The sequence below is a fragment of the Sphingobium sp. S6 genome, from assembly GCF_905120495.1.
In the GTDB taxonomy this organism is placed as follows: Bacteria; Pseudomonadota; Alphaproteobacteria; order Sphingomonadales; family Sphingomonadaceae; genus Sphingobium; species Sphingobium agri.
On the sequence record NZ_CAJHOG010000002.1, the window covers coordinates 437,789 to 464,787 of the forward strand.

The following is a 26,999-nucleotide window of genomic DNA, read 5'->3' on the forward strand; positions in this document are numbered from 1 at the left end:
GGTAAATGAGCAGTTAGGTTTTGATGACAGTTTTATGACAAGTCACTGTTTTATTGGGATTTTCGTCCAAGCTCATACCCGAATGCCTGCCTTGCCAGCTGCACCACCTTCGGGTCCGCTTCCGGAAAGTCCATCGGCACCAGCTTCTCCAGCGTCTTCGCCACATATCGGAGCGCATCAATGCGGCCCGCCTTGCGATCATTATTGTCGATAATCTGCCAGCGCCCATATTTGCCGTCGGTCTTCTCGAACATGTCGTGCATCGCATCGAGATAATCGCCACGCCGCGCCCGGTTGCGATAATCGTCCGCGCCGGTCTTCCACCGCTTCCACGGCGTGTCGAGCCGCTGCGCCAGCTGCTCGTCCTGAGTCTCCTGCGTGATATGCACGAACAGCTTGATGATGTTCGTGCCCGCGTCCGCCTGCTGCTTTTCAAAGGCGTTGATCTCGTCATAGGCGCGCTTCCATTCGCCTTTGGAACAGAGGCCTTCCACCCGCTCCACCAGCACCCGGCCATACCAGCTGCGATCGAACACCGCGATGTTCCGGCCTGCGGGCAGCCGCGTCCAGAAGCGCCACAGGAAATGATGGTCGCATTCTTCCGCTGTAGGAGCCGCGATCGGCCACACTCGATAATAGCGGGGGTCCCATTGCGCGGTCATGCGCTTGATGATGCCGCCCTTCCCCGCCGCGTCCCATCCTTCGAACAGAATGACCGACCGACGATCATGGATCACATGGGCAACCTGAATCTTCGCCAGCCGCTCCTGCAGCTTGTCGAGTTCGGCCTCATAGTCGCCCTTGAACGGCTTGCCCTTCTCATAGTCGGCAAGGTCAATCGCCATGCGCTTCTCCTTCGCTCAGAAGGAAGCAACGCCTCAGGCCGCGAAAAGTCAAATCTCCCTGCCCATGCGCCGTCATCCCAGCGTACGCTGGGATCTCAGGAGGTGAAGTGCGATCTCGACCGAGATCCCAGCTTCCGCTGGGATGACGGTAGGGATTAACCCTTCGCCTGCGGCTCAACCACCCGGACATGCAATTCGCGCAGCTGCTTGAACTCCGCTGCGCTGGGCGCGCCCATCAGCAGGTCCTCGGCACGCTGGTTCATGGGGAACAGCGTCACCTCGCGCAAATTCTGCGCCCCGCACAGCAGCATCACGATGCGATCGACACCAGCGGCCATGCCGCCATGCGGCGGCGCGCCATATTGGAAGGCGCGGTAGAGTCCGCCGAAGCGCTCCTCAACATCCTGCTGCGACAGGCCGACCTTCTCGAAGGCCTTCACCATCAGCTCCGGCGACTGATTCCGGATCGATCCCGAAGCAATCTCATAACCGTTGCAGACCATGTCATACTGATAGGCCTTGATCGTCAGCGGGTCCTGATGCTCCAGCGCGTCCATCCCGCCCTGCGGCATGGAGAAGGGGTTGTGCGCAAAATCGACCGACTTCGATTCCTCGTCATATTCGTAGAAGGGGAAATCGACGATCCAGCACAGTTCAAACCGGTCCTTGTCGATGAGGTCCAGCTGCTCGCCCACGCGAATACGGGCAAGGCCCGCGAGCTTGGCCGCTTGGGCCTCCTTGCCCGCGGCAAAGAACACGCCATCATTGGGGCCGAGGCCCAGCGCCTCGATCAACTTCGCCGTCCGCTCTTCGCCATGATTCTTGGCGATGGGGCCGCCGGGGACGCCATCCTTGATGTTGATATAGCCAAGGCCCGAATAACCTTCGCCCCGCGCCCAATTGTTCATGTCGTCGAAGAATTTCCGGCTACCCGCGCCCGCGCCCGGCGCCGGGATCGCGCGAATGACGCTGCCGCTCTCAACCAGCGAGGCGAAAATGCCAAAGCCCGAGCCATGGAAATGCTCGGTGACGTCCTGGATCAGGATGGGGTTGCGCAGGTCCGGCTTGTCCGACCCATATTTCAGGATCGCCTCGTCATGAGGAATGCGCGGGAAGCTGCCTGCGGGCGTCACCGGTTTGCCCTCGGCAAATTGCTCGAACACCTGGGCGATCACCGGCTCCATCGTGTTCCACACATCTTCCTGCGTGACGAAGCTCATTTCCAGATCAAGCTGGTAGAACTCGCCCGGTAGGCGGTCAGCGCGGGGGTCTTCGTCGCGGAAGCAGGGCGCGATCTGGAAATAGCGGTCGAAGCCCGCGACCATCAGCAGCTGCTTATATTGCTGCGGCGCCTGCGGCAGGGCGTAGAATTTGCCCGGATGAATACGGCTCGGCACCAGAAAGTCGCGCGCGCCTTCCGGGCTGCTCGCCGTCAGGATCGGCGTCGAATATTCGGTGAAGCCCGCCCCTTCCATGCGGCGGCGCATGTCGGAAATGATCTTGGTCCGCTTGACGATATTGCCGTGCAGCGTCTCGCGCCGCAGGTCGAGGAAGCGGTAGCGCAGGCGGATATCCTCGGGATATTCCTGCTCGCCAGCCACCGGCAGGGGCAAATCAGCGGCAGCAGACAGCAGCACCGCATCCAGCGCGCGGATTTCGATCTCACCCGTCGGCAGGTTCGGGTTCACCGCTTCGGGCGCACGCGCCACGACCTTGCCGGTCACCGTCACGACGCTTTCGGCGCGCAGAGATTCGATCACCTTGAAGACGGGTCCATCGACCTCGGTGACGATCTGCACCATGCCATAATGATCGCGCAGGTCGATGAAGACCAGGTCGCCATGATCGCGCTTGCGATGCACCCATCCGGACACGCGCACCTCATTGCCGACTTCGGCCGAGGTAAGAGCGCCGCAAGTATGAGTGCGATAGGCGTGCATGGCGATTGTATCTTTCAGCTTCGTTTTACGGAAATGACAAAGTGCCGCAGCCCCGCTATGGGCGGTCTTGTCAAGCATTGACGAGCCCGTGAGCGACGGGCCAGCCCATAATAAGATCGAAGACCATATGCAAATCCATCCGCTGATCACCGACAGCAAGACACTCGCCCAATTCTGCGCCCGTATCGCCAAATCGCCCTACATCGCGGTCGATACCGAGTTCATGCGCGAAAACAGCTACTGGCCCGACCTCTGCCTCGTGCAGGTGGCGGACGATAACGAAGCCGCCGCGATCGACCCCAAGGCGCCGGGGCTCGACCTTTCCCCCCTGCTCGACCTGCTGGTCGACAATGAGGATGTGCTGAAGGTCTTCCACGCGGGCGGGCAGGATCTTGAGATCATCTACAACCTGACCGGCAAGACCCCCCATCCGCTATTCGACACGCAGATTGCCGCCATGGCGCTCGGCCTCGGCGAGCAGATCGGCTATGGCAACCTCGTCGATGCATGGCTCGGCGTTCAGCTCGACAAGGGCGCGCGCTTTACCGACTGGGCGCGCCGCCCGCTCGACAAGCGGCAGATCGACTATGCGATCGGCGACGTCACCTACCTCATCCAGATTTTCCCGATGATGCTGGAGGAACTGCGCAAGACCGGCCGGGGCGACTGGCTGGATCAGGAAATGGAACGCGTCTGCGATCCCTCCAATTATGTGAACGAACCGCACGATGCCTGGAAGCGCGTTCGCATCGCCAGCCGCAAGGCCGATGTGCTCGGCCGCCTGAAGGCGCTGGCCGCATGGCGCGAAATCGAAGCGCAGGATAAGAACCTCCCCCGTGGCCGCATCGTCAAGGATGAGACGCTGGCCGATATCGCCAGCCATCCGCCCCGGTCTCAGGAAGACCTTGGCAAGGTGCGCGGCCTCTCCGCCACCTGGAAGACCAACGACATCGGCGCGCGTCTGATAGCGGCGCTCGGCAGCCAGAAGCCGCTCGACAAGGATGAGATGCCCGAACGCGATCCCAAGCGACCCGGCCTTGGCAAGGACGGCGCACTGGTCGCGGACTTGCTCAAGCTCCTCCTCAAGATCCGCTCGCGCGACATCAACGTCGCCGCTCGCCTCCTCGCGCGCAGCGACGATCTGGACGCGCTGGCCGCTGGTGTCCGCGAAGGCCTCCCGATCCTCGAAGGCTGGCGCTATGAACAATTCGGCCGCGATGCCGTTGACCTTGTCGAAGGGCGCCTGGCCTTCGCGGTGAAGGGCGGCCGGCTGAAAATGACACGTACGGAATAGGAACCACGATGATGCGGGCAGCGGCGCTGATGATCCCCCTTTTGGCTGCGGCCTGCACTACCGCTGATGGCCAAGGCCCTGCCACAATGCCCGCCACCGCCGAAGGCCCCTGCCGCAACGACGGCCTCGACCGCTTCGTCGGACAGACCGCAAGCGAAGACATCGGAACCCAGTTGCTGCAAGCATCCGGCGCCCGCGCCCTCCGCTGGGGTGCGCCCGGCATGGCCATGACCATGGACTTCCGCCCCGATCGCGTCACTGTCAGCTACGACGAGAAAATGGTGATCAAGTCAGCGCGCTGCGGATAGCGGCTTGTACTCCCCCTCCCGCAGGCGGGAGGGGGCTGGGGGGTGGGCCAGCGCAACGCGAGTTCAGCTTACGCCCTCACCTCCAGGCAACCACCACCTGTCACCCAAAAACCACACCCCCTCCAAGAACCATCCTATTTCGAGCACCAACCCAAAATCCCGCCTGTCCTATTCTCCTGCAACAAGCCTATCCCCGCGCTCTTCTTTGAAACGTCCCATATCACTCCCTCGCGCCCACGCGCGCTCGCCCTCGCGCGCGCATACACTGTGAACTTCGGCGGAAATCCGCCATTTTTGACGTCCCGCCTCAACATTCCAGTCCTACAAGAGCGCCGCTGCCGATCCGGTTCACATGGCGCTTCCCATCGATCTCCAGCCAATCAGGCGTCACCTCCAGCCGCCTGCCGCGGATCGTCGTGCGCAGATGCTCCACCGCGATCCGGTTGCGCGCCACGATCCGCAGGATGGCGAGCCCGTCACCGCGCGCCGCCATGACGCTGTAGCGGTCGCCGCGCAGCAGGAACCGCCAGCTGCCATCGGTGGGCAGCCATTCATTGCCCTGGATCACTTGCACCGGATCGCCGTCAAGGTCTCCCAAGCGCAGGCTGATCCGCGTCGCGCCCCGGCTGCGGCGCGGCGGCGCGAACATCAGGATCGGCTCGCCATCCAGCATCAGCGGGATCGGCGTATCGCGCAGCAATCGCGAACCGCCCACGATCAGCATCGGCAGTTCCGAAGAAAATGGCATGCGGTCCCGCGCGAAGTGCCGCTGCCTGACGACCGGATTGGTATGAAAGCCCTGCACCTGCGCCGCGGTCAGCCGCCCCTCCTCCACCAGCGCATGGCATGTGGGACAGAGCAATGTGGTCTGCGGGGAGTCGGGCAGGCCCAGATAGCGGTAGATCGTCACGCCGCACCGGACGCAGGCAAAGCCGCATGCCTCCCTCACGTCCTCACGCTGCGTCTCAGTCAATTCAGGCAGCGAAAGCATCACCGGCAAGGCCATGGACGAACCCTTTGCAACCGCTCCTCGCGTCATTGCGAAGCAGCGTTACCCAGTGGCGTCCTTTCCCGGATGCAGGCTCTTCAAGGTCCCTTCACTTAGGACATATGGTTGAAATAATTTGGCCTCAGGTCAAGGGGGCGTGAACGCAGGTCAGCGCTGCGGCAGCAAATCCAGGTTGCGCGATGCCGCGATGTTGCGGATGCGCCCCGGCCGCGGCATCGACTTGATGGCGATTTCCGCGATATCCCCCGCGCTGAAAAGCTCGACATTGCCAACGTCGAATATGCGCTGCCCGAATGTCTGCGTGATGCGCACGCTCCGGATGCTCGACAGTGCGATCTCCGTCCGCTGCTTCGCCAGCAGCCCGCGCTCCATCAGCACCTCACGGTCGGACAGGGCCAGCCGCTCGCCCTTGGCCCGCAGCCACCAGACGCCGATCGCCAGCAGCCCGACGACCGAAATGAGCAGCAGGATGAACAAAAAGGGATGCGCCCGAAACATCGCAGGATGCTCGTCATACAGCCACGCGTCGCTCATCACTCATCCCATACACAGGTGCCGCCGGACATGATCATGGATGCCCTGTCCGCGTCAATCCTTGGACAGCGCCTCCTTCTTGTGCGCGGCGCGCTTGCCATCCCCGGTTTCGACGATGAACTGCGGATTGTCCTTGGAAGCGGCAACCTTGTGCCCCTTGATCTGGGTGGCGCTCGTCTGCTTCTTCACCACCTTGCCATGCGCTTCGCCGCCATGGCTCTTCCAGCTGACCTTGTCGCCGGCCTTGGGTTCCTGCTTCATGTCCTGATCTCCTGCCAAGCCCCAAGAACCCGGCAGGAGGATAGAGGTTGCGTGCGAACCGCTCTAGCTCTCATCCCCCATCCGCAGCGCCGCGATGAAGGCCTCCTGCGGGATCTGCACCGATCCATATTCCCGCATCCGCTTCTTGCCCTCTTTCTGCTTCTCCAGCAGCTTCTTCTTGCGGGTGATGTCGCCGCCATAGCATTTCGCGGTGACATCCTTGCGCATCGCCGCGATCGTCTCACGGGCAATAACCTTGCCGCCGATCGCCGCCTGAATCGGGATCTTGAAAAGGTGGCGAGGGATCAGGTCCTTCAGCCGCTCGCACATATGCCGACCCCGCGCCTCGGCCGCCGAGCGGTGAACGATCATCGACAGTGCATCGACCGGCTCATTGTTGACGAGGATGCTCATCTTGACCAGGTCGCCCTCCCGCGTGCCGATCTGATGATAGTCGAAACTGGCATAGCCCCGGCTGATCGACTTCAGGCGATCGTAAAAATCGAACACGACTTCGTTGAGCGGCAGTTCATAGGTCACCTGCGCGCGCCCACCGACATAGGTCAGGTTCTTCTGAATGCCGCGCCGGTCCTGGCACAGCTTCAGGATCGATCCCAGATATTCATCGGGGCAGTAGATCACCGCCTCGATCCAGGGCTCCTCGATCATCTCGATATGATTGGGGTCTGGCATGTCGGCCGGATTGTGCAGATGGCGCACCGTCCCGTCCTTCATGTGCATCTCATAGACCACCGATGGCGCGGTGGTGATGAGGTCGAGATCATATTCGCGGGTCAGCCGCTCCTGGATGATCTCCAGATGCAGCAGCCCCAGGAATCCGCAGCGGAAGCCGAAGCCGAGCGCCGCCGACGTCTCCATCTCGAAGGAGAAGGACGCATCATTGAGCCGGAGCTTGGAAATCGAGTCGCGCAGCTTTTCAAAATCGTTCGCATCGACGGGAAACAAGCCGCAGAACACGACCGGCTGCACTTCCTTGAAGCCCGGCAGCGGATTGGCCGCCGGGTTCTTCACCGTAGTGATGGTATCGCCCACGCGGGTCTGGCTGATATCCTTGATCTGCGCGGTGATGAAGCCGATCTCACCCGGGCCAAGTTCCGGCAGCTGCTCGATCTTGGGCCGCATGCAACCGACGCGATCGATCAGATGCTCGGTCTCGCCGATCATGAACTTGATCTGCTGCCCCTTCTTGATGACGCCATTGACGACGCGCACAAGGATGACGACGCCCAGATACGGGTCGTACCAGCTATCGACCAGCATCGCTTCCAGCGGCGCGTTGCGATCGCCCTTGGGCGGCGGGATTTTCGCAACGATCGCTTCAAGGATGTCGTCGATGCCGATGCCCGACTTGGCACTCGCCAGCACCGCTTCGGACGCGTCCAGGCCGATCACTTCCTCGATTTCCGCCCGCACTTTCTCCGGTTCGGCGGCGGGAAGGTCGATCTTGTTCAGCACCGGCACGATCTCATGATCATGCTCGATAGACTGATAGACGTTGGCCAGCGTCTGCGCTTCCACCCCCTGCGCCGCGTCCACCACCAACAGCGCGCCCTCGCAGGCGGCGAGCGACCGGCTCACCTCATAGGCGAAGTCGACATGGCCCGGCGTGTCCATGAGGTTGAGCTCATAAGTCTCACCATTTTTCGCGACATAATCGAGACGCACCGTCTGCGCCTTGATGGTGATGCCCCGTTCCTTTTCGATATCCATATTGTCGAGCACCTGCGCGCTCATCTCGCGGTCGGTCAGGCCGCCGGTGCGCTGGATCAGGCGATCGGCCAGGGTCGACTTGCCATGGTCGATATGGGCGATGATCGAGAAGTTGCGGATATGCGAAAGGTCGGTCATGGCCCGCGCCGATAGCAGCCATTTGCGGGCCTGTCAGCAGAGCTTAGAAACAGCCAGGCCATCAGTAGGAAAAGGCGGCGAGCTATGGTAAGTGACGCGAGCTTTAAGCGGGTCGTACCATATAAGAAATTCCGTAATTAACCGCTCGAAAAGGGGATTTGGGGCAATGTTCAGGACGGTTTCCGCGGTCGTCGCGGCAGCATCGATGCTTGCGACGCCGATGTCTGCGATGGCGCAGACGAATATGAGTTCTTCCGGCAAGACCTATAAGGATGGCACCACCAAGGGCGCGTCGTCGGGCCGCAGGGCGCAGGAACGCGCTCAGCAGGAGATCCCCCGCTGCACCCGCCGCCTTGGCACCGTCGCGATTGTCGAGCCCGACAACCAGTGGTGGCGCGAACTGAACCTGGGCAGCCCGGAAGCGGTGCTCAAGGTATTGATCCAGCAGTCCGGCTGTTTCGGCATCGTCAATCGCGGCCGCGCCATGCAGAGCCGGGCGATGGAACGCGCCATGGCGGACTCCGGCGAATTGCAGGCCGGATCGAACCTGGGTCGCGGCCAGGTCAAGGCGGCCGATTATTATCTGGAGCCTGATATCGTATCGTCCAACCGCAATTCTGGCGGTGGCGGCTTCGGCGCTGCACTTGGCGGCCTGATGGGCGGCACCTTCGGCGCACTTGCCGGAGGCCTCAACATCAAGAAGAAGGAAGCGAACGTCACGCTTTCCATCGTCAACGCCCGCACGACGGAAGAAGAGGCGCTGACCGAAGGCTATGCGCGCAAGACCGACATCGGCTTTGGCGGCGGCGGTGGTGCAGGGTGGTGGGGCGGCTTTGCGGCCGCCGGTGCCAGCGGCTACCAGAATACCGAAATTGGCCAGGTTATCGTGCTCGCCTATCTCGACGCTTATACCAAGCTCGTCACGCAGATGGGCGGCCTGCCCGCTAACGCGGCAGCCGCTGCTCCGCGCGCGCAGTAAGGCTTCAATGCAGGGGCTTGGCCAAGCGAGGCCGAGCCCCTGTTCTGCTCTTTCGGCTCACCTTCGCTGCCGTTGTCAGGACAGGCACCGCTATCAAATCGGCCGGGACGAGACTTCCGGCTGCACCAACCTTCTTTCGCGCCGCCGCCGCCACCACGACAATATCGCCTCGCCCGCGGGACGCTCCACCAGCTTGTTGATCCCCGCCCCCAAGATCAGCGCGACAAGGAAAGCGGAAAAGAAGGCGAGCCAGGCGCTATAGCCTTGCTCCGTCATTTTCAGCATCACGACAAAGCCGACATGCTGGTGAATGAGGTAGAAGGAATAGCTGATGCCTCCCATCCAAAGCAGCGGACGTGCCGCAATCCATCGCAGGCGCCCTTGAATGAGCGCGGCAAAGCCTGCCAGCAAGACGCAGGCCATGATCGTGACGTCCCACGTCTCCATCATGGCGACAGAGAGCAGGGCGATCATCGCATAGGGCGCCTGCTCGCGCCAATGCCGCTGTCCGGACCAGACTCGATAGGACAGCATCCCTATGACGAAGAAGGGAAGGTAGCGCAGCACGAAGAGCATGATGATCCGCTCCGGCATGTCCGGCCAAAAACCATAAACCGCCCGGACCGCAAGCCACAGCGCGAGTACAGGTTCCAGCCTTTTCAACCCGGCCCACTTCCAAATGGATATCATACAGAAATAGAAGGCGATTTCGACCGTCAGCGTCCAATAGGCGCCGTCCACTTCGGGAAGGAAGGCGAAACCTTGCAGCATCGTGATGTTGGCGACGATCGCGCCGGGCCCAACCAGCAACTGGGTGGCTTTCGCCAGATATTCAATCGACAAGGTAAGCAGCATCGCGACGAGATAAGCGGGGTAGAGCCGCGCGACGCGGTTGACCATGAAATCAGCGACGCTTCGAATACGGTCGAGCGTGAAGAAGATCGCGAAGCCAGAAATGGTGAAGAACAGCAGGACCCGATAATTGCCGCCGGGGAAGCTGAATGGCACATGGGCCGCTTGGGGGAACAACTCGTGGAAACGGGTCGAATAGTGGAAAACGAGGACGCATAGCGCCCCGATGCCTCGCAGGGCATCCAGTTCCACCAAACGGGTGCGGGGAGGCAAACCAGTCACCCGGACATATTAGCAATCAAACAGCAATCAATCGGTTAAGATGGGAAGAACAATTTTACCGTGGGGGATAGGACCCAAGCGGTACGTGTTGCCGGGCTGACGTCAGCCCCCCTCCTCCGACACGCGCTTCAATCGCATGAGTTGCTCAGTCAAAACCTTGTCTACGCTGGCACCATCTGCTTCGAATCTTTCCGCATATAGCCTGCTGCTATATAGCTCATGGTAACCTCCACACCGCGATCGGATGGCATGATCGTGAGTTCAAGCGTGCCGATGACGGCATCGGCTTGCAAAGGCCCCAGAGCCCCGGACAATCTCACCCGCTTGTAGGGCTCGGCTAAGATCAGACGTGCATGCTCGACACTACCAGCGTTGCCGTTCGCTCCCGGAAGCCGTTCACAAAAGCATCCACCTGCTTGCGGATCCATGCTGAGGTTGGCGGCATCACCGCTATGGCTGTGCTCACTGCTCCACCACCGCGCAGGCTTGATGATCAGCGAGTAGACCGACCGGGCATCCCGATCGATCCGGACGTTGCTGGCGATCGAGAAGCCGGCATCATTGACCGATTTGACTTCGGCTTGCGCGGTCGTTCCGGCAGCGATAGCCGTAATGAAGACAGCCCGGATACAAGCTCGCATCCTCTTTCCCCCATCGATGACCGACGGGAGAAACTAGCGCAAGCTCAGGGCCGATCCAATATGGCCGCGATCGCCGCGGTCACATCGTCCATGTCGGCCATGCCGTCGACTCGAGACACGATGCCCCGCGCCTCATAGATCGGGAGAATAGGAGCGGTTTTGGCGCGATATTCCGCCATGCGGGTGCGGACAGTCTCTTCATTGTCGTCCGGGCGGCGCTTGAACTCATGCCCGTGGCATCTGTCGCATTCATTTTCGACTTTGGGCTGCTTGAAGCTGTCATGATAGCCTTCGCCACAGCTCGCGCAGGTAAACCGGCCTGTGATGCGTTCGACCAGAGCGTCCTCATCAACATCAAGTTCGATGACATGATCGAGCGTGCGACTGCGGTCAGCAAGGATGGCGTCAAGCGAATACGCCTGCGCTTCGGTACGCGGATAACCATCGAAGATCACGCCCGTGCCGGTAGCGAGCCCATCCAACGCTTCCCCGATGATGCCGGAGACGATTTCGTCGGAAACGAGTTCGCCCGCTTCCATTACGGCCTTGGCTTTCAGGCCAACCGGCGTCTGAGCCTTGACCGCTGCGCGCAGCATGTCGCCCGTCGACAACTGCACCATGCCGCGATCTTCGACCAAACGGCTCGCCTGCGTGCCCTTACCTGCTCCCGGAGGGCCCAGCAGAATGATATTCATGTGCGCATACTCCCCTGTTCTCGCGCTGGCGCTGATGCGCCTTTAACGGAGCCGTCCCTTCAGCTTGGCCTTCTTGATCAGATCCCCATATTGATGGGCCAGCAAGTGGCTCTGGATCTGGGTCACGGTATCGACGGTGACGTTCACCACAATTAGCAGGCTAGTTCCGCCCAGATAAAAGGGGATACCCGCCCGCGCGATGGCAAATTCCGGCACCAGGCAGATGATAGCCAGGTAAGCCGCACCGATGACCGTGATCCGGGTCAGCACATAGTCCAGATAATTTTCCGTGTTCTTGCCCGGCCGGATGCCGGGGATGAACCCGCCGTTGCGCTTGAGATTGTCGGCAGTCTCTTCCGGATTGAACACAACCGCCGTGTAGAAGAAGCAGAAGAACACGATGCCGAGGCCGTACAGCGCCATGTAGACCGGGCTGCCGTGCGACAGATATTGGTTCAGCGTCAGCACGAAATCGCCGAGTCTGCTCTCGCCAGCAACGGTATTGCCCGCGAACTGCGAGATGGTGAGCGGCATCAGCAACAGCGAGCTGGCAAAGATCGGCGGGATCACGCCTGCGGTATTGACCTTGAGCGGCAGATGGCTCCGGTCAGCCTGCATCAAACCCTGGCGCGTCTGGCGCTTGGGATATTGAATCAACACCCGGCGCTGCGCACGCTCCATGAAGCAGATCAGCAGGATCAGGCCTACGGCCAGAGCGATGACCATCACGATCAGCAGGCCGGAAATCGACCCTTCGCTGCCTGACTTGAACAAATTGCTCAGCGTTACCGGAAGCTGGGCGACGATGCCGGCCATGATGATGAGCGAAACGCCGTTGCCGATGCCGCGTGACGTGATCTGCTCACCCAGCCACATCAGGAACATCGTTCCGCCGATCAGCGAAACGACCGCAGCGATGCGGAACAGGAAACCAGGATCAACCACCGCCTGAACGCCAGACTGCGCCCCAAAGCTTTCGAGGCCTACAGCGATGAAATAGCCCTGCACGGCCGTAAGACCGACGGTGCCGTAACGGGTATATTGGTTGAGCTTCTTACGCCCGCTCTCGCCTTCCTTCTTGATCGCCGCGAGTTGGGGCGAGAGGCTGGCCGCGAGCTGCACCACGATCGAGGCCGTGATGTAGGGCATGACGCCGAGCGCAATCAGGCTCATGCGCGAAAGCGACCCGCCAGAGAAGGTGTTGAAGATGTCCAGGACACCGCCGTTGGTCTGCGCGTAAAGCTGCGAGAGCGCGGTCGGATCGACTCCTGGCAACGGAACGAAGCTCAGAAAGCGGAACACGATCAGCGCGCCCAGGGTGAACCATAAGCGCTTCTTGAGGTCGGTCGCCTGGCTGAACTTCGCCAGGCTGAGATTGGATGCGAGCTGGTCGGCTCTCGATGCCATCTTGGCTGCCCTTCAAAACATCTTGCCGGATTGAGATACCCGGAGCGGAATCGCTAACCCCTTAGCGGGGTGATCGCACGCTGTCGAACTCGGAAATTCACACCGTTCATTCTGAATTCCATCAGAGCCGACAATGAGGGTCTTTTGATCCCAAATACAAGGCCCCGCCTACCCATATCGGGCAGCGGGGCCATGCTTGCAAGCCTTGCGGCCTGGCTCAAGCCTTCTTGGCGGCCTTGGCGCTACCCTTTTTGGCAGCGGCCTTTTCGGCAGCCGGAACGACGGCGATCACTTCGACCTTGCCGCCAGCCTTCTCGACCGCTTCGACAGCGCCCTTCGACGCACCAGCGACGAGCAAGTTGACCTTGGCCGTGAGTTCGCCCTTGGCGAGCAGACGGACACCGTCCTTGCCGCCACGCGCCAGCGCAGCGCCCTTGAGCGCTGCATGGTCGATCGTAGCATTGGAGTCGAGCTTGCCCGCGTCGATCGCCTTCTGCAGAGCGCCCAGGTTCACGATCGCGTAATCCTTGGCGAAGATGTTGTTGAAGCCGCGCTTCGGCAGACGCATGTGGAGCGGCATCTGGCCACCCTCGAAGCCGTTGATGCTGACGCCCGAACGCGCCTTCGCACCCTTCTGGCCGCGACCGGCGGTCTTGCCCTTGCCCGAGCCGATACCACGGCCGACGCGCATCCGGCCCTTGCGGGCGCCGGCATTGTCATTGAGTTCGTTAAGCTTCGTCATTGTGCACTCGCTTTCGCTATGTTCGCGCTGAAAAGATGATGCCCTTCCCGCAGGCGGGAGAGGCAAGGATACTTAGGGACGCGCAGCGGCCCTTAGTTGCAATTGTGAGGGCTTGCCGAAGCGTTGCGCCTGGTCCCACCCTCTCCAACTCCGCCTAACCGCTTGCACGGCAAGGCTGCATATCCTCTCCCGCTTCCGGGAGAGGAACGGGTCAGTCGACCACTGCTACCATGTGGGGGAGCTTGGCAATGGCACCGCGGACTTCCGCGGTATCTTCCAGCTCCACCACGCGGTGCATCTTGCCAAGGCCGAGGCCGATCAGAATCTTCTTCTGGGCTTCGGGACGGCGGATCGGCGAACCGATCTGCTTGATCTTGATCTTCGCCATGCTCTCTTACTCCGCAATCGCTTCGGCGTCGGCCTGAGCGACTTCGGCCGAGGCACCACCGCGACGAAGCAGGTCGGCAACCTTCTTGCCGCGACGCTGCGCCACAGCCTTGGGGCTGACCTGTTCACCCAGCGCCGCGAAGGTCGCCCGGATCATGTTGTAGGGGTTCGACGTGCCGTTCGACTTCGTTACGACGTCAGCGACGCCGAGGCTTTCGAACACAGCGCGCATCGGGCCACCGGCGATGATGCCCGTACCGGCCGGAGCCGAACGAACCGTCACCTTGCCCGCCCCGAAATGGCCAAGGCCATCATGGTGCAGCGTGCGGCCTTCCTTCAGCGGAACGCGAACCATCGCCTTCTTGGCCGAAGCAGTCGCCTTGCTGATGGCTTCGGGCACTTCGCGCGCCTTGCCATGACCGAAGCCCGCACGGCCCTTGCCGTCGCCAACGACGACCAGAGCCGCGAAGCCGAAGCGTTTACCGCCCTTGACGGTCTTCGAGACGCGGTTGATGTGAACCAGCTTCTCGATCAGCTCTTCACCCTGCTCCTCGTCACGGTTGCCACCCCGACGGTCGTCCCGACGGCCACGGCCGCCGCGCTCGCCACGGTTGCGGTCGCCGCCACGGCCACGGCCACGGCCGGGACCGCGATTTTCGGACTGCTCGCCGCCTTCAACGGCAGCAGGTGCGCCCGGCTGGGCCTGGATATCGTTTTCGTCAGCCATGATCAGAACTCCAGCCCGGCTTCACGGGCCGCATCGGCCAGCGCCTTGACGCGGCCATGGAACAGGAAGCCACCACGGTCGAACACGACCTGGGTAACGCCAGCAGCAGTCGCCGCAGCAGCGACGCGCTTGCCGACATCGGCAGCGGCTTCGGAAGTGGCACCGGTCTTGCCGCGCACATCCTTGTCCAGGGTCGACGCGGCGGCCAGGGTCTTGCCCTGCGCATCGTCGATGACCTGGGCGTAGATATGACGGCCCGAACGGTGGACGCTGAGGCGCGGACGCGTGCCCGAAACAGCCTTGAGCGCGGTGCGGACGCGGCGGCGACGCCGCGCGAAGAGGGAAAGCTTTGCCATCTTACTTCTTCTTCCCTTCCTTGCGGAAGATGAACTCGCCGGCGTACTTGATACCCTTGCCCTTATAGGGTTCGGGCTTACGCCAGCGGCGGATCTCGGCGGCAACCTGACCCACCTTCTGCTTGTCGATGCCGCTGATCTCGACCGTGGTGTTATCCGGGGTCTTGATCTCGATGCCTTCGGGCACCGCGAAATCGACGTCGTGGCTATAGCCGAGCTGAAGCTTCAGGGTCTTGCCCTGAGCGTTAGCACGGTAGCCGACGCCGGTGATCAGCAGCTTCTTGGTGTACCCTTCGGTCACACCGGTGATCAGGTTTGCGATCAGCGTGCGCTGCATGCCCCAGAAAGCGCGAGCGCGCTTGCTGTCATTGGCGGGCTTTACCGCGATCGAACCGTCTTCGATGCTGTAGGTCACTTCGTCAGCCAGCGGCAGCGACAGGGTGCCCTTCGGGCCCTTCACCGACAGCTGACCGCCTTCGATGGCGGCGGTGACGCCCGACGGGACGGCAACCGGCTTCTTACCAGTACGGCTCATCAGAACACCTCCGCCAGCACTTCGCCGCCGACATTCTGCTCACGCGCTTCGGCGTCGGACAGAACGCCACGGGGCGTCGAGACAATGGTGATGCCCAGGCCATTGCGAACCACCGGCAGTTCCTTGGAACCCGAATAGACGCGACGGCCGGGCTTCGAGACGCGGGCGACGTGCTTGATCGCCGGCTGGCCTTCGAAATATTTCAGCTCGATGCGCAGGCCGGGGTGCTTGCCGAGGGCTTCCTCGGAATAACCACGGATATAGCCTTCGCGCTGGAGCACGTCGAGCACGCGGGCGCGGAGCTTCGAAGCGGGGGACACAACGCTGTCCTTCTTCGCCTGCTGCCCGTTGCGGATGCGGGTGAGCATATCACCCAGGGGATCGGTCAATGCCATCTCAAATGATCCTTACCAGCTCGACTTGGTGACGCCGGGAATCAGGCCCTTGTTGGCCAGATCACGCAGCTGCACGCGGCAGAGGCGGAATTTGCGGTAATAAGCGCGGGGACGCCCCGTCAGTTCGCAGCGGTTCCGGATACGGGTCGGGTTGCCGTTGCGGGGGATCTCCGCCATCTTCAGACGCGCGATCAGACGATCGCTGTCGTCGGCCGCGGTATCATTCGCGATCGCCTTGAGCTTCGCATAGCGGCCGGCATATTTCTTGACCAGCTTCTTGCGGCGCTCATTCTTGTTGATCGAACTCAGTTTCGCCATGACTTAAGTTCTCTTTCCTTGGGTGTCTGGAAAGAGAAGCGGGACCCGATCAGGCCGCCTGCTTCTCTTCAATCGGGAAGGGGAAGCCGAAGAGACGCAGCAGTTCGCGCGCTTCCTCGTCCGTCTTCGCCGTGGTGGTCACGATGATGTCCATGCCGCGCACCTTGTCGATGCGGTCATAGTTGATCTCGGGGAAGATGATCTGCTCCTTGATCCCGAAGGCATAGTTACCACGGCCGTCGAAGCTCTTCGGATTGAGACCACGGAAGTCGCGCACGCGGGGCAGAGCGATATTGATCAGGCGATCAAGAAACTCGTACATGCGCTCGCGGCGCAGCGTGACCTTGGCACCGATCGGCATGCCTTCACGCAGCTTGAACTGCGCGATCGACTTGCGGGCCTTGGTGATAACCGGCTTCTGGCCAGCAATCAGTTCCATTTCCTCGGCGGCCGACGTGACCTTCTTCTTGTCCTGGGTCGCTTCGCCAACGCCCATGTTGAGCGTGATCTTCTCGATCTTGGGCACTTCCATGACGTTCTTGTAACCGAACTTTTCGGTCATCGCCTTGGCGATCTCGGCGTCATACAGCGACTTGGAGCGCGGAGTGTACTTCTCGCTCATTACAGCACCTCACCGGACTTGACGGCGACGCGGACCTTCTTGCCGTCGCGGTCCTCGAAACGGACGCGGGTCGGCTTGCCATCCTTGTCGGCGACAGCGACGTTCGAAATGTGAAGCGGCGCGGGCTTGCGCTCGATGCCACCCTGCGGGTTCGCCTGGTCGGGCTTGCGATGACGCGCATGCACGTTGATGCCTTCCACCAGCACCTTATCGTCCTTCGGCATGACCTGGAGGACGGCGCCCGTGCGGCCCTTGTCCTTGCCAGCCAGGATGACGACCTTGTCGCCCTTCTTGATTCTAGCAGCGCTCATTACAGCACCTCAGGAGCAAGGCTGATGATCTTCATGTGCTTCTTGGCGCGCAGTTCGCGAACGACCGGGCCAAAGATACGGGTGCCGATCGGCTCCTCGTTCTTGTTGATGAGCACAGCGGCATTGCCGTCGAAGCGAATCACGCTGCCGTCAGCGCGACGCACGTCCTTGGCGGTGCGCACGATGACCGCGCGATGCACGTCACCCTTCTTCACCTTGCCACGAGGCGCAGCTTCCTTGATCGAGACGACGATGATGTCGCCCACGCTCGCGAAGCGACGCTTCGAGCCGCCCAGCACCTTGATGCACTGGACGCGCTTGGCGCCGCTGTTGTCAGCGACGTCAAGATTGGATTGCATCTGGATCATGGATCCGGTTCCTTCTTGTCTGGCCTACCGAGACTATCCCGGCGGTTCCGAATTCGAGTTTCGACCGGAAGATTCGAAACACGAAGCGCGGGCCTGTAACCTCTCCCGAAGGAAAAGGCCAGCCCCGCGTCCGAAATTTCGACCCCTACGGCCGGTGACTAACCTCAGGCCGCCGTTTTGGGCGACTTGTGGGTGTCCACGCGCTCGATGACCTTCCAGGTCTTGAGCTTGGAAATCGGAGCGGTCTCTTCGATGCGGACCGTTTCGCCTTCCTTGTAGACATTGCCCTCGTCATGGGCATGGTACTTCTTCGAACGGCGAATGATCTTGCCGTAGAGCGCATGCTTAACCTTGCGCTCCACGCGAACCACCACCGTCTTGTCGGTCTTGTCGGAAACCACCGTTCCCGTCAGCACGCGCTTGGGCATCGTGTGATTTCCTTCTTACTTCGCAGCCGAGCGCGAACGCTCGGACTGAAGGGTCTTGATCTGCGCAATCGACCGGCGGACTTCACGCACACGGCTGGGCTTTTCCAGCTGGTTGGTGGCCGCCTGGAAGCGCAGATTGAACTGCTCACGCTTCAGGTTGTTGAGCTCGGTCGACAGCTCGTCGTCCGTCTTGGTCTTGAGGTCGGCTACATTCGCCACGGATTAACCCTCCAGGTGGGAGGTGTCGCCGAGGCGAGCGACAACCTTCGTCTTGATCGGCAGCTTCATCGCGGCGCGCGAGAAAGCCTCTGCTGCGAGCGGGCCGGGCACGCCGTCCAGTTCGAACAGGATGCGGCCCGGCTTAACGCGAGCTGCCCAATATTCGACCGAACCCTTACCCTTACCCTGACGGACTTCGGCAGGCTTCTTCGACACCGGAACGTCGGGGAACACGCGGATCCACAGACGTCCCTGACGGCGAAGGTGACGCTGGATCGCGCGGCGGGCCGCTTCGATCTGGCGTGCGGTAACGCGCTCGGGTTCCAGAGCCTTCAGACCATAGGCGCCGAAGTTCAGAGCCGAACCGCCCTTGGCGTCGCCCTTGATCCGGCCCTTGAAGGTCTTGCGGAACTTCATTTTTTTCGGTTGCAGCATGACGCTATACCTACCTTATTCTCAGCGCGCCGGGCGCACGCCGGAGGTCTGAGCCTCCAGCATCAGCCGGTCGGTCGCGAACGGATCATGGCCGAGAATCTCGCCCTTGAAGATCCACACCTTGATGCCGCAAACGCCATAAGCGGTGTGCGCGGTTGCTTCGGCATAGTCGACGTTCGCGCGCAGCGTGTGCAGCGGAACGCGGCCTTCGCGATACCATTCGACACGCGCGATCTCTGCACCGCCCAGACGGCCGCCGCAGGTGATCTTGATGCCTTCAGCGCCCAAGCGAAGAGCCGACTGCACCGCACGCTTCATGGCGCGACGGAAAGCAACGCGGCGTTCCAGCTGGTCGGCGATACCCTGCGCAACGAGCTTGGAGTCGATTTCCGGCTTGCGGATTTCGACGATGTTCAGGCTGACGTCCGAAGAAGTCAGGCTGCCCAGCTTCTTGCGCAGCTTCTCGATGTCCGCGCCCTTCTTGCCGATGATGACACCGGGACGGGCAGCGTAGATCGACACGCGGCAAAGCTTCGCGGGACGCTCGATCACGACCTTGGAGATCGCGGCCTGCGGCAGGTTCTTCATGATATACTGGCGGATCTTCAGATCCTCCAGCAGCAAACGGCCATAGTCGGCACCTTCCGCGAACCAGCGGCTGTCCCAGGTACGGTTGATCTGCAGGCGCAGACCGATCGGATTGCTCTTGTGACCCATGTCTCTTACGCCTCCGCTTCTTCAGCTGCTTCACGCACGACGATGCGCACGCGGCTGAAGGGCTTCAGGATCCGGGTCGACTTACCACGGCCGCGAGCGTGGAAGCGCTTCATGGTGAAGCTCTTGCCCACCGATGCTTCCGCGACGACAAGGCTGTCGACGTCCAGATTGTGGTTGTTTTCCGCATTGGCGATGGCGGAAGCCAGCACCTTGCGCACGTCGACCGCCATCGCCTTCTTCGAGAAGGCGAGGATGTTCAGCGCGTCCTCGACCTTGCGGCCGCGGATGAGCGTAGCCACCAGGTTCAGCTTCTGGGCCGAACCACGGATCTGCGTGCCAACGGCCAGCGCCTCATTGTCGGCGACGCGACGGGGAGCCTTTTCCTTGCTCATTAGCGCTTGCCCTTCTTGTCGGCGGCGTGGCCGGGGAAGTAGCGGGTCGGAGCGAATTCGCCCAGCTTATGACCCACCATATCCTCGTTCACCGAGACCGGCACATGCTTGCGGCCGTTATAGACGTTGAACGTCAGGCCGACGAACTGCGGCAGGATGGTGGAGCGGCGCGACCAGGTCTTGATCGGACCCGAACGGCCACCGGCATCCTGAGCGACTTCCGCCTTCTTCAGAAGGCTGAGGTCCACGAACGGACCTTTCCAGACGGAACGAGCCATCTCGCTTACCTCTTCTTCTTCGCGTGGCGGCTACGGATGATGAACTTGTCCGTCGCCTTGTTGTGGCGGGTGCGCGCACCCTTGGTCGGCTTGCCCCAGGGGGTGACCGGATGACGGCCGCCCGAGGTCCGGCCTTCACCACCCCCATGCGGGTGATCGACCGGGTTCTTCGCCACACCGCGCGTCAGCGGACGCTTGCCGAGCCAGCGGTTACGGCCGGCCTTGGCGAGGTTGGTGTTGGCATTGTCCGGGTTCGACACGGCACCGACGGTGCCCATGCAATCCGAACGGATGTAGCGCTGTTCGCCCGAAGACAGACGGACCATCACCATTCCACGATCGCGACCGACCAGCTGGGCATAGGTGCCCGCCGAACGGCAGAGCTGCCCACCCTTGCCGGGCTTCATCTCGATATTGTGGATGATGGTGCCGACCGGCATCTGGCCGAGTTCCATCGCGTTGCCTGGCTTTACGTCGGTCTTCTTGCCCGCGACGACCTTGTCACCGGGAGCCAGACGCTGCGGCGCCAGGATATAGGCCTGGGTGCCGTCGGGATAGTTGACCAGCGCGATGAAGGCGGTGCGGTTGGGGTCATATTCCAGACGCTCCACCGTGCCTTCGACGTCCCACAAACGACGCTTGAAGTCGATGATGCGGTAACGCTGCTTGTGACCACCGGCGATGCCGCGCGAGGTCACATGGCCCTTGTTGTTGCGGCCACCGGTCTTGCGCTTGCCTTCGGTCAGCGCCTTGACGGGCTTGCCCTTGTGCAGGCCGCTGCGATCGACGAGGATCAGGCCGCGCTGGGCCGGGCTCGTCGGGTTGTAGCTCTTAAGCGCCATGGTCAGCGCACTCCTTCGGTGATGTCGATCGACTGGCCGTCAGCCAGACGAACGATCGCCTTCTTCACGTCAGACCGGGTGTAAGGCTTACCCTTCCACTTCTTGGTCTTGCCCTTGGCCACCAGCGTGTTCACGCTCTTCACGGTCACGCCCCAGAGCGCTTCGACGGCAGCCTTGATTTCCGGCTTGGTCGCGTCATTGGCGACCTTGAAGACCACGGCGTTGTTTTCGGAGAGAAGGGTCGACTTCTCGGTGATGACCGGGGCGACGACGACGTCGTAATGACGGCTGTCGACCTTCGCGGCTTCTTTCTTAGCCATTGAAACGCGCCTCCAGCTTTTCGACCGCGGCGCGCGTCAGCACCAGCGAATCCGCCCTCAGGATGTCGTAGACATTGGCGCCGACGGCCGGCAGCAGGTCCACGCCGACGATGTTCGCCGAAGCCTTCGCGAAGCTGACATTCACTGCGTCACCGTCGATGAACAGCGCCTTGTTGAGGTTCAGCTTGGCGAGATGCGCGACCAGAGCCTGGGTCTTGCCTTCCGCTACGTCGAGATTGTCGAGAACGATCAGCGATCCGTCCTTGGCCTTCGACGACAGGGCCATTTTCAGGCCGAGCGCACGAACCTTCTTGTTGAGGTCGTGACCGAACGTGCGGGCACGGGCACCGTGCGCCTTACCACCGCCGATGAACACCGGCGCCTTGCGGTCGCCATGACGAGCCGTACCGCCACCCTTCTGGCGGCCGAACTTCTTGCCCGTGCGGGCAACGTCCGAACGCTCACGGGTAGCACGCGCCGGAGCGCGGCGCTTCTCGAGCTGCCAGAGCACGACGCGGTGCAGGATGTCGGTGCGGGGCTCGACACCGAACACGGCATCGTTCAGCTCCACATCGCCAGCGGCCTGCGCGTCGAGGGTCTGTACATTGACCTTCATGATTAGCCCTCCTGGCCTTCGGTCGCTTCGGGAGCAGCCGCTTCTTCAGCGGGCGTCTCGGCCGGAGCGTTGTTGCTGTTGGCAGCCTGCTTGAGGCTCGCCGGATAAGGAGCGTCGGCAGGACGCTTCACCTTGACGGCATCGCTGACGGTCAACCAGGTGCCCTTTGCGCCCGGAACGCTGCCCTTGACGAACAGCAGGCCGCGCTCGACGTCCGTGCGAACGATTTCGAGATTCTGCTGCGTGCGCTCGCGATCACCCATATGACCCGCCATCTTCTTGTTCTTGAAGACGCGGCCCGGGTCCTGGCGATTACCGGTCGAACCATGGGCACGGTGGCTGATGGACACGCCGTGCGTGGCGCGCATACCGCCGAAGCCCCAGCGCTTCATGGCACCGGCGAAACCCTTACCCTGGGTGTGGCCAGCGACGTCGACCAGTTGGCCGGCGATGAAATGATCGGCTGCGATCTCGGCGCCGACATCGAGGAGCGCATCCTCGGCGACACGGAATTCGACCAAACGCGCCTTCGGCTCCACTTCCGCCTTGGCGAAATGGCCACGCTGCGGCTTGGCGACATTCTTGACCTTCGCAACACCCGCACCGAGCTGAACCGCGACATAACCGTCACGATCGACTTCCTTGCGGGCCACGACCTGATTGCCCTCAAGGGCCAGAACCGTAACGGGAATATGACGTCCGTCCTCCTGGAACAGACGGGTCATCCCGACTTTCTTAGCGATCACGCCTGTGCGCATCACTGATTACTCCCATAGAGGCCCGCCTTAGCAGCGGGCGTATCCAACGAAAAAACCGCTCAGGATCCCTCCCTCGCGGCCAACCCAATTAACAATCACCCCGTCCGGGTTGGATGCCGACCCCTGCTCGGGGAAGGCGACGGGGGACCAGGACCACGAGCCATTCCGGTTCACCGGAGGGGCCGTGCGGTATCCCTTGTGTCGTTTGAGCTCCTGGCAAGCCAGAACGCCCGATACCCTGCCAGCCTTTCGGGTTGGCAGGGACTTGCCAGCTTTAGGCCAGCTTGATTTCCACGTTCACGCCGGCAGCCAAGTCCAGCTTCATCAGCGCGTCGACCGTCTGCGGCGTCGGCTGCACAATGTCAAGCATGCGCTTGTATGTACGGACCTCGAACTGCTCGCGCGACTTCTTGTCGATGTGCGGGCCACGATTGACCGTGAACTTTTCGATGCGCGTCGGAAGGGGAATCGGACCGCGAATGAGGGCGCCGGTGCGGCGGGCGGTGTCGGCGATGTCGCCGGTCGCCTGATCGAGCACGCGATGATCGAACGCCTTGAGGCGAATGCGGATGTTGCTGTCCATTGTTCCTGTACCGATGCGAAAGAGCCAAAAACCTGGAGCATTTTCAGAAATCAGCTGGAGCAGCCGATGACTTGTGAGAATGCACCATCAAAAAATATCCGCCCCGTTTTCTGCCCTTCTAGCTCAGCAAGAGCCGGAGAAAGGCGATCCGGGGCGGTAGAAAATTCGAGCGGCGCGAATCAGGCGATCCGCGCCGCTGCGGTCCTATATTACTTCGAGATCGTGCCGACAACCCCGGCGCCGACGGTGCGGCCACCTTCGCGGATGGCGAAGCGCAGACCCGAGTCCATCGCGATCGGCGCGATGAGCTTCACGCCGAGCTTAACGTTGTCACCGGGCATGACCATCTCCGTGCCCTCGGGCAGGATAACTTCGCCGGTGACGTCCGTGGTGCGGAAGTAGAACTGCGGACGATAGTTCGCGAAGAACGGGGTGTGACGGCCGCCTTCTTCCTTCGACAGCACGTAGACTTCAGCGTCGAACTCGGTGTGCGGCGTAACCGAACCGGGCTTCGCCAGAACCTGGCCACGCTCAACGTCTTCACGGCCAACGCCACGAACCAGGGCACCGATGTTGTCGCCGGCCTCACCCTGATCGAGCAGCTTGCGGAACATTTCAACGCCGGTGACGGTGGTCTTGCGGGTGTCGCGGATGCCGACGATCTCGACTTCCTCACCAACCTTGACGATGCCGGTTTCAACGCGGCCGGTCACAACCGTACCACGACCCGAAATCGAGAACACGTCTTCGATCGGCATCAGGAAGGGCTTGTCAACCGGACGCTCCGGCTGCGGGATGAAGCTGTCGACGGCAGCCATCAGCTTCAGAACAGCTTCGCGGCCGATTTCGTCGTTCGAACCGTCCAGCGCCTTCACGGCCGAACCGGGGATGACGGGGATGTTGTCGCCGTCGAAGTCGTAGGACGACAGCAGTTCGCGGATCTCCAGCTCGACGAGTTCCAGGATTTCCGGATCATCGACCAGGTCGACCTTGTTCATGAACACGACCAGCTGGGGAACGCCGACCTGCTTGGCGAGCAGGATGTGCTCGCGGGTCTGCGGCATCGGGCCATCGGTGGCCGAAACGACGAGGATCGCGCCGTCCATCTGGGCCGCACCGGTGATCATGTTCTTGACGTAGTCAGCGTGACCCGGGCAGTCGACGTGCGCATAGTGACGGGCTTCGGTCTCATATTCGACGTGCGCGGTCGAGATGGTGATGCCGCGCTCGCGCTCTTCGGGCGCCTTGTCGATGTTGGCGTAGTCGACGAAGGTCGCGCCGCCGGTTTCGGCGAGAACCTTGGTGATCGCCGCGGTCAGCGAGGTCTTGCCATGGTCAACGTGACCGATGGTGCCGATGTTGCAGTGCGGCTTGTTCCGCTCAAACTTAGCCTTAGCCATTTTTTCCTACCTTCTAATCAAATCAGCTTGGTCAGACCGCTCGGCCGCGCCTCGCGAAGGCGCGTCCATAGCAGCAAATTTACAGATTACCAGCCCCTAACCGAGCCGCCTGCACGGCCCGGCCAAGGAAAATCATCAGGCCATCTTCGCCTTGACTTCGTCCGCCACATTCTGCGGCACTTCGTCATAGTGGGAGAAGATCATCGAGTAGTTCGCACGGCCCTGGGTGAAGGAACGCAGCGAGTTTACATAGCCGAACATGTTGGCCAGCGGCACCATGGCCTCGACCACCTGCGCGTTGCCGCGCGTATCGGTGCCCTGGATCTGGCCACGACGGCTGTTCATGTCGCCGATGACGTCGCCCAGATATTCTTCCGGGGTGACAACTTCGACCTTCATGACCGGCTCGAGCAGGGTGATGCCCGACTTTTGCGCCGCTTCGCGCATTGCTGCGCGACCGGTGATTTCGAACGCCAGCGCAGACGAGTCGACGTCGTGGTAGGCGCCGTCATAGAGCAGGATTTCGAAGTCGATGATCGGGAAGCCGATGAGCGAGCCAGTGGCCGCCGTCTCGCGCATGCCCTTTTCGATCGCGGGGATATATTCCTTGGGAATGTTACCGCCCTTGATCTCATCCTTGAAGATGATGCCCGCACCGCGCTCACCCGGCGTCAGCTTCACCTTGATGCGGCCGAACTGGCCAGTGCCGCCCGACTGCTTCTTGTGGGTGTAGTCAATATCGACGGGCTTCTTCAGATACTCGCGATAGGCCACCTGCGGCGCGCCGACATTCGCCTCGACCTTGAACTCGCGCTTCATGCGGTCGACCAGGATTTCGAGGTGAAGTTCACCCATGCCCTTGATGATCGTCTGACCCGATTCGTGATCGGTCGTAACGCGGAAGGACGGATCTTCGGCAGCCAGACGGTTGAGCGCCACGCCCATCTTTTCCTGGTCAGCCTTAGTCTTGGGTTCCACCGACAGTTCGATAACCGGCTCAGGGAATTCCATCCGCTCCAGGATGATCGGCTGGCGCTCGGCGCACAGCGTATCACCGGTGGTGGTTTCCTTCATGCCGGCCAGCGCGACGATGTCACCCGCATAGGCCGCCTCGATGTCTTCACGGCTGTTGGCATGCATCAGCAGCATGCGGCCGATCTTTTCCTTCTTGTCCTTGACCGAGTTCAGATAGGTGCCCTTGGTCAGGGTGCCGGAATAGATGCGCAGGAAGGTGAGCGAGCCCACGAACGGGTCGTTCATGATCTTAAACGCCAGACCCGAGAAGGGCGCGTCGTCCGAGGTCGGACGGCTGTCGGGCTCTTCGGTATTCGGGTTGATGCCCTGCACGTCCTCGATGTCGAGCGGCGAAGGCAGATAATCGACGACCGCGTCGAGCAGCGGCTGGACGCCCTTGTTCTTGAACGCCGAGCCACACAGTACCGGCACGAACGATTGATTGAGCGTACCCTTGCGGATCAGCTTCTTGAGCGTGGCGGCGTCGGGGATGTTGCCTTCGAGATAGGCTTCCATCGCCTCGTCGTCCTGCTCGACGGCGAGTTCGATCAGCTTTTCACGATATTCAGCGGCCTTGTCGGCCAGATCGTCCGGGATCGCTTCATAGGTGAACTCTGCACCCAGATTCTCGTCCTTCCAGATGATCGCGCGATCATTGACGAGGTCGACCAGGCCTTTGAAATCCGATTCCGCGCCGATGGGCAGATAGAGGACAGCGGGAGTCGCGCCCAGGCGATCGATGATCGTCTGCACGCAATAATAGAAGTTGGCACCGGTGCGGTCGAGCTTGTTGATGAAGCACATCCGCGGAACCTTGTACTTGTCCGCCTGGCGCCACACGGTTTCCGACTGGGGCTCAACGCCCGCAACGCCGTCGAACGCAGCGACCGCGCCGTCAAGCACGCGCAGCGAACGCTCGACTTCGATGGTGAAGTCGACGTGGCCAGGGGTGTCGATGATGTTCAGGCGATGCTCGGGGCCTTTGCCCTCTTCGGCCTTCCACACGCAGGTGGTCGCAGCCGACGTGATGGTGATACCACGCTCCTGCTCCTGCTCCATCCAGTCCATGGTGGCGGCACCGTCATGGACTTCGCCGATCTTGTAGGACTTGCCGGTGTAGTAAAGAATACGCTCGGTCGTGGTGGTCTTGCCGGCGTCGATATGCGCCATGATACCGAAATTGCGATAGCGTTCGAGCGGATGGCTGCGGGCCATGATGCTTCTCCGTTGCCGGCGCGCCGGCGGTCAAGTGAATGAGTCTTGCGGCTGGCCCCTAAACCAATCCGTCCGCCATGGGTAGCCCCACGGCGAACGGACCGA

General features: G+C 61.6%; 36 protein-coding genes. 3 read left to right on the forward strand and 33 right to left on the reverse strand.

All coding sequences use genetic code 11. The annotated features are described in order from the left end of the window. Positions 1-50: 50 nt before the first annotated feature. Together SPHS8_RS09225 and aspS are read right to left on the reverse strand one after the other, a co-directional pair. Entirely contained in the window at positions 51-845 is a 795-nt protein-coding gene (locus tag SPHS8_RS09225; RefSeq protein WP_201515250.1) for a polyphosphate kinase 2 family protein, read from the reverse strand. A gap of 155 nt (positions 846-1,000) precedes the next feature. Next, positions 1,001-2,785: an aspartate--tRNA ligase gene (gene aspS / locus SPHS8_RS09230; RefSeq protein WP_201515495.1), complete on the reverse strand. Its 1,785-nt coding sequence runs from the start codon at positions 2,783-2,785 to the stop codon at positions 1,001-1,003. A 127-nt stretch (positions 2,786-2,912) separates the two neighbouring features. Here aspS and rnd point away from each other — a divergent pair, with 127 nt between their 5' ends. Both rnd and SPHS8_RS09240 read left to right on the forward strand, forming a co-directional pair. After that, complete coding sequence (gene rnd / locus SPHS8_RS09235) at positions 2,913-4,079, forward strand: ribonuclease D (protein ID WP_201515496.1); 1,167 nt, start codon at positions 2,913-2,915, stop codon at positions 4,077-4,079. Positions 4,080-4,090: 11 nt separating this feature from the next. Further along, the gene (locus SPHS8_RS09240) at positions 4,091-4,387 is read left to right on the forward strand and encodes an I78 family peptidase inhibitor (protein ID WP_201515497.1); all 297 of its coding nucleotides are present in this window, start codon (positions 4,091-4,093) and stop codon (positions 4,385-4,387) included. A 307-nt stretch (positions 4,388-4,694) separates the two neighbouring features. Here the strand turns inward: SPHS8_RS09240 and SPHS8_RS09245 are convergent, their stop codons facing one another. The 4 genes from SPHS8_RS09245 to lepA form a co-directional block, all read right to left on the reverse strand. Next, positions 4,695-5,393 (reverse strand): hypothetical protein, encoded by a 699-nt coding sequence (locus SPHS8_RS09245; protein ID WP_380801080.1) that lies wholly within the window; start codon positions 5,391-5,393, stop codon positions 4,695-4,697. 150 nt (positions 5,394-5,543) lie between these two features. Continuing rightward, positions 5,544-5,930: a PH domain-containing protein gene (locus tag SPHS8_RS09250; protein ID WP_097090717.1), complete on the reverse strand. Its 387-nt coding sequence runs from the start codon at positions 5,928-5,930 to the stop codon at positions 5,544-5,546. A 54-nt stretch (positions 5,931-5,984) separates the two neighbouring features. Continuing rightward, complete coding sequence (locus SPHS8_RS09255; protein ID WP_097090716.1) at positions 5,985-6,191, reverse strand: DUF2945 domain-containing protein; 207 nt, start codon at positions 6,189-6,191, stop codon at positions 5,985-5,987. A gap of 63 nt (positions 6,192-6,254) precedes the next feature. Then, entirely contained in the window at positions 6,255-8,060 is a 1,806-nt protein-coding gene (lepA, locus tag SPHS8_RS09260) for a translation elongation factor 4 (protein ID WP_097090715.1), read from the reverse strand. Positions 8,061-8,226: 166 nt separating this feature from the next. Here lepA and SPHS8_RS09265 point away from each other — a divergent pair, with 166 nt between their 5' ends. After that, on the forward strand, positions 8,227-9,039 hold the full coding sequence (locus SPHS8_RS09265; protein ID WP_201515251.1) for a CsgG/HfaB family protein: 813 nt from the start codon (positions 8,227-8,229) through the stop codon (positions 9,037-9,039). A gap of 93 nt (positions 9,040-9,132) precedes the next feature. Here the strand turns inward: SPHS8_RS09265 and SPHS8_RS09270 are convergent, their stop codons facing one another. The 27 genes from SPHS8_RS09270 to fusA form a co-directional block, all read right to left on the reverse strand. Then, positions 9,133-10,173 carry an acyltransferase family protein gene (locus SPHS8_RS09270; protein WP_236575056.1) on the reverse strand — a complete coding sequence of 347 codons (1,041 nt, stop codon included), beginning with the start codon at positions 10,171-10,173 and terminating at the stop codon, positions 9,133-9,135. 161 nt (positions 10,174-10,334) lie between these two features. Then, the gene (locus tag SPHS8_RS09275; protein WP_236575057.1) at positions 10,335-10,814 is read right to left on the reverse strand and encodes an ATPase; all 480 of its coding nucleotides are present in this window, start codon (positions 10,812-10,814) and stop codon (positions 10,335-10,337) included. Positions 10,815-10,858: 44 nt separating this feature from the next. Beyond that, the gene (locus SPHS8_RS09280) at positions 10,859-11,509 is read right to left on the reverse strand and encodes an adenylate kinase (protein ID WP_201515252.1); all 651 of its coding nucleotides are present in this window, start codon (positions 11,507-11,509) and stop codon (positions 10,859-10,861) included. A gap of 42 nt (positions 11,510-11,551) precedes the next feature. Continuing rightward, positions 11,552-12,916, reverse strand: a complete 1,365-nt coding sequence (gene secY / locus SPHS8_RS09285) for a preprotein translocase subunit SecY (RefSeq protein ID WP_201515253.1) — start codon at positions 12,914-12,916, stop codon at positions 11,552-11,554. Positions 12,917-13,133: 217 nt separating this feature from the next. Further along, complete coding sequence (gene rplO, locus SPHS8_RS09290; protein ID WP_201515254.1) at positions 13,134-13,658, reverse strand: 50S ribosomal protein L15; 525 nt, start codon at positions 13,656-13,658, stop codon at positions 13,134-13,136. 211 nt (positions 13,659-13,869) lie between these two features. Continuing rightward, positions 13,870-14,046, reverse strand: coding sequence for a 50S ribosomal protein L30 (rpmD, locus tag SPHS8_RS09295; RefSeq protein ID WP_013847753.1), 177 nt, complete (start codon positions 14,044-14,046; stop codon positions 13,870-13,872). A 6-nt stretch (positions 14,047-14,052) separates the two neighbouring features. Next, positions 14,053-14,772 carry a 30S ribosomal protein S5 gene (gene rpsE / locus SPHS8_RS09300; RefSeq protein ID WP_201515255.1) on the reverse strand — a complete coding sequence of 240 codons (720 nt, stop codon included), beginning with the start codon at positions 14,770-14,772 and terminating at the stop codon, positions 14,053-14,055. Between the two features lie 2 nt (positions 14,773-14,774). Continuing rightward, positions 14,775-15,128 (reverse strand): 50S ribosomal protein L18, encoded by a 354-nt coding sequence (gene rplR / locus SPHS8_RS09305; RefSeq protein WP_097090709.1) that lies wholly within the window; start codon positions 15,126-15,128, stop codon positions 14,775-14,777. Position 15,129: 1 nt separating this feature from the next. Next, entirely contained in the window at positions 15,130-15,663 is a 534-nt protein-coding gene (gene rplF, locus SPHS8_RS09310; protein WP_201515256.1) for a 50S ribosomal protein L6, read from the reverse strand. Continuing rightward, the gene (gene rpsH, locus SPHS8_RS09315; RefSeq protein WP_021239751.1) at positions 15,663-16,058 is read right to left on the reverse strand and encodes a 30S ribosomal protein S8; all 396 of its coding nucleotides are present in this window, start codon (positions 16,056-16,058) and stop codon (positions 15,663-15,665) included. The genes rplF and rpsH overlap by 1 nt, the downstream gene beginning before the upstream one ends. Before the next feature lie 12 nt (positions 16,059-16,070). Continuing rightward, positions 16,071-16,376: a 30S ribosomal protein S14 gene (gene rpsN / locus SPHS8_RS09320; RefSeq protein WP_009820643.1), complete on the reverse strand. Its 306-nt coding sequence runs from the start codon at positions 16,374-16,376 to the stop codon at positions 16,071-16,073. 49 nt (positions 16,377-16,425) lie between these two features. Continuing rightward, positions 16,426-16,998 (reverse strand): 50S ribosomal protein L5, encoded by a 573-nt coding sequence (gene rplE, locus SPHS8_RS09325; protein ID WP_097090707.1) that lies wholly within the window; start codon positions 16,996-16,998, stop codon positions 16,426-16,428. Beyond that, complete coding sequence (gene rplX / locus SPHS8_RS09330) at positions 16,998-17,309, reverse strand: 50S ribosomal protein L24 (RefSeq protein ID WP_097090706.1); 312 nt, start codon at positions 17,307-17,309, stop codon at positions 16,998-17,000. Before rplX ends, rplE begins: the two co-directional genes overlap by 1 nt. Then, positions 17,309-17,677 (reverse strand): 50S ribosomal protein L14, encoded by a 369-nt coding sequence (rplN, locus tag SPHS8_RS09335; protein WP_007686569.1) that lies wholly within the window; start codon positions 17,675-17,677, stop codon positions 17,309-17,311. Before rplN ends, rplX begins: the two co-directional genes overlap by 1 nt. A 164-nt stretch (positions 17,678-17,841) precedes the next feature. Next, positions 17,842-18,105, reverse strand: a complete 264-nt coding sequence (rpsQ, locus tag SPHS8_RS09340; RefSeq protein WP_201515257.1) for a 30S ribosomal protein S17 — start codon at positions 18,103-18,105, stop codon at positions 17,842-17,844. A 15-nt stretch (positions 18,106-18,120) separates the two neighbouring features. After that, positions 18,121-18,324 carry a 50S ribosomal protein L29 gene (gene rpmC / locus SPHS8_RS09345; RefSeq protein WP_013847759.1) on the reverse strand — a complete coding sequence of 68 codons (204 nt, stop codon included), beginning with the start codon at positions 18,322-18,324 and terminating at the stop codon, positions 18,121-18,123. A 3-nt stretch (positions 18,325-18,327) separates the two neighbouring features. Beyond that, a complete protein-coding gene (rplP, locus tag SPHS8_RS09350) occupies positions 18,328-18,759 on the reverse strand; it encodes a 50S ribosomal protein L16 (RefSeq protein WP_007686573.1) in 432 nt (143 codons plus the stop codon). A 21-nt stretch (positions 18,760-18,780) separates the two neighbouring features. Next, positions 18,781-19,476, reverse strand: coding sequence for a 30S ribosomal protein S3 (gene rpsC, locus SPHS8_RS09355; RefSeq protein ID WP_022682110.1), 696 nt, complete (start codon positions 19,474-19,476; stop codon positions 18,781-18,783). Positions 19,477-19,481: 5 nt separating this feature from the next. After that, the gene (rplV, locus tag SPHS8_RS09360; RefSeq protein WP_025547267.1) at positions 19,482-19,868 is read right to left on the reverse strand and encodes a 50S ribosomal protein L22; all 387 of its coding nucleotides are present in this window, start codon (positions 19,866-19,868) and stop codon (positions 19,482-19,484) included. Continuing rightward, positions 19,868-20,146, reverse strand: coding sequence for a 30S ribosomal protein S19 (gene rpsS / locus SPHS8_RS09365; protein ID WP_007686576.1), 279 nt, complete (start codon positions 20,144-20,146; stop codon positions 19,868-19,870). The genes rplV and rpsS overlap by 1 nt, the downstream gene beginning before the upstream one ends. 5 nt (positions 20,147-20,151) lie before the next feature. After that, entirely contained in the window at positions 20,152-20,988 is an 837-nt protein-coding gene (gene rplB, locus SPHS8_RS09370; RefSeq protein ID WP_021239761.1) for a 50S ribosomal protein L2, read from the reverse strand. Between the two features lie 2 nt (positions 20,989-20,990). Continuing rightward, positions 20,991-21,308, reverse strand: a complete 318-nt coding sequence (locus SPHS8_RS09375; protein ID WP_201515258.1) for a 50S ribosomal protein L23 — start codon at positions 21,306-21,308, stop codon at positions 20,991-20,993. Further along, positions 21,301-21,924, reverse strand: a complete 624-nt coding sequence (rplD, locus tag SPHS8_RS09380) for a 50S ribosomal protein L4 (RefSeq protein ID WP_201515259.1) — start codon at positions 21,922-21,924, stop codon at positions 21,301-21,303. Before rplD ends, SPHS8_RS09375 begins: the two co-directional genes overlap by 8 nt. Positions 21,925-21,926: 2 nt before the next feature. Beyond that, positions 21,927-22,682, reverse strand: coding sequence for a 50S ribosomal protein L3 (rplC, locus tag SPHS8_RS09385; RefSeq protein WP_097090703.1), 756 nt, complete (start codon positions 22,680-22,682; stop codon positions 21,927-21,929). A gap of 274 nt (positions 22,683-22,956) precedes the next feature. Then, on the reverse strand, positions 22,957-23,265 hold the full coding sequence (gene rpsJ, locus SPHS8_RS09390) for a 30S ribosomal protein S10 (protein ID WP_007686587.1): 309 nt from the start codon (positions 23,263-23,265) through the stop codon (positions 22,957-22,959). A gap of 209 nt (positions 23,266-23,474) precedes the next feature. After that, positions 23,475-24,665 (reverse strand): elongation factor Tu, encoded by a 1,191-nt coding sequence (gene tuf / locus SPHS8_RS09395; protein WP_097090702.1) that lies wholly within the window; start codon positions 24,663-24,665, stop codon positions 23,475-23,477. Positions 24,666-24,800: 135 nt separating this feature from the next. Continuing rightward, positions 24,801-26,894 carry an elongation factor G gene (fusA, locus tag SPHS8_RS09400; protein WP_097090701.1) on the reverse strand — a complete coding sequence of 698 codons (2,094 nt, stop codon included), beginning with the start codon at positions 26,892-26,894 and terminating at the stop codon, positions 24,801-24,803. Positions 26,895-26,999 lie beyond the last annotated feature (105 nt).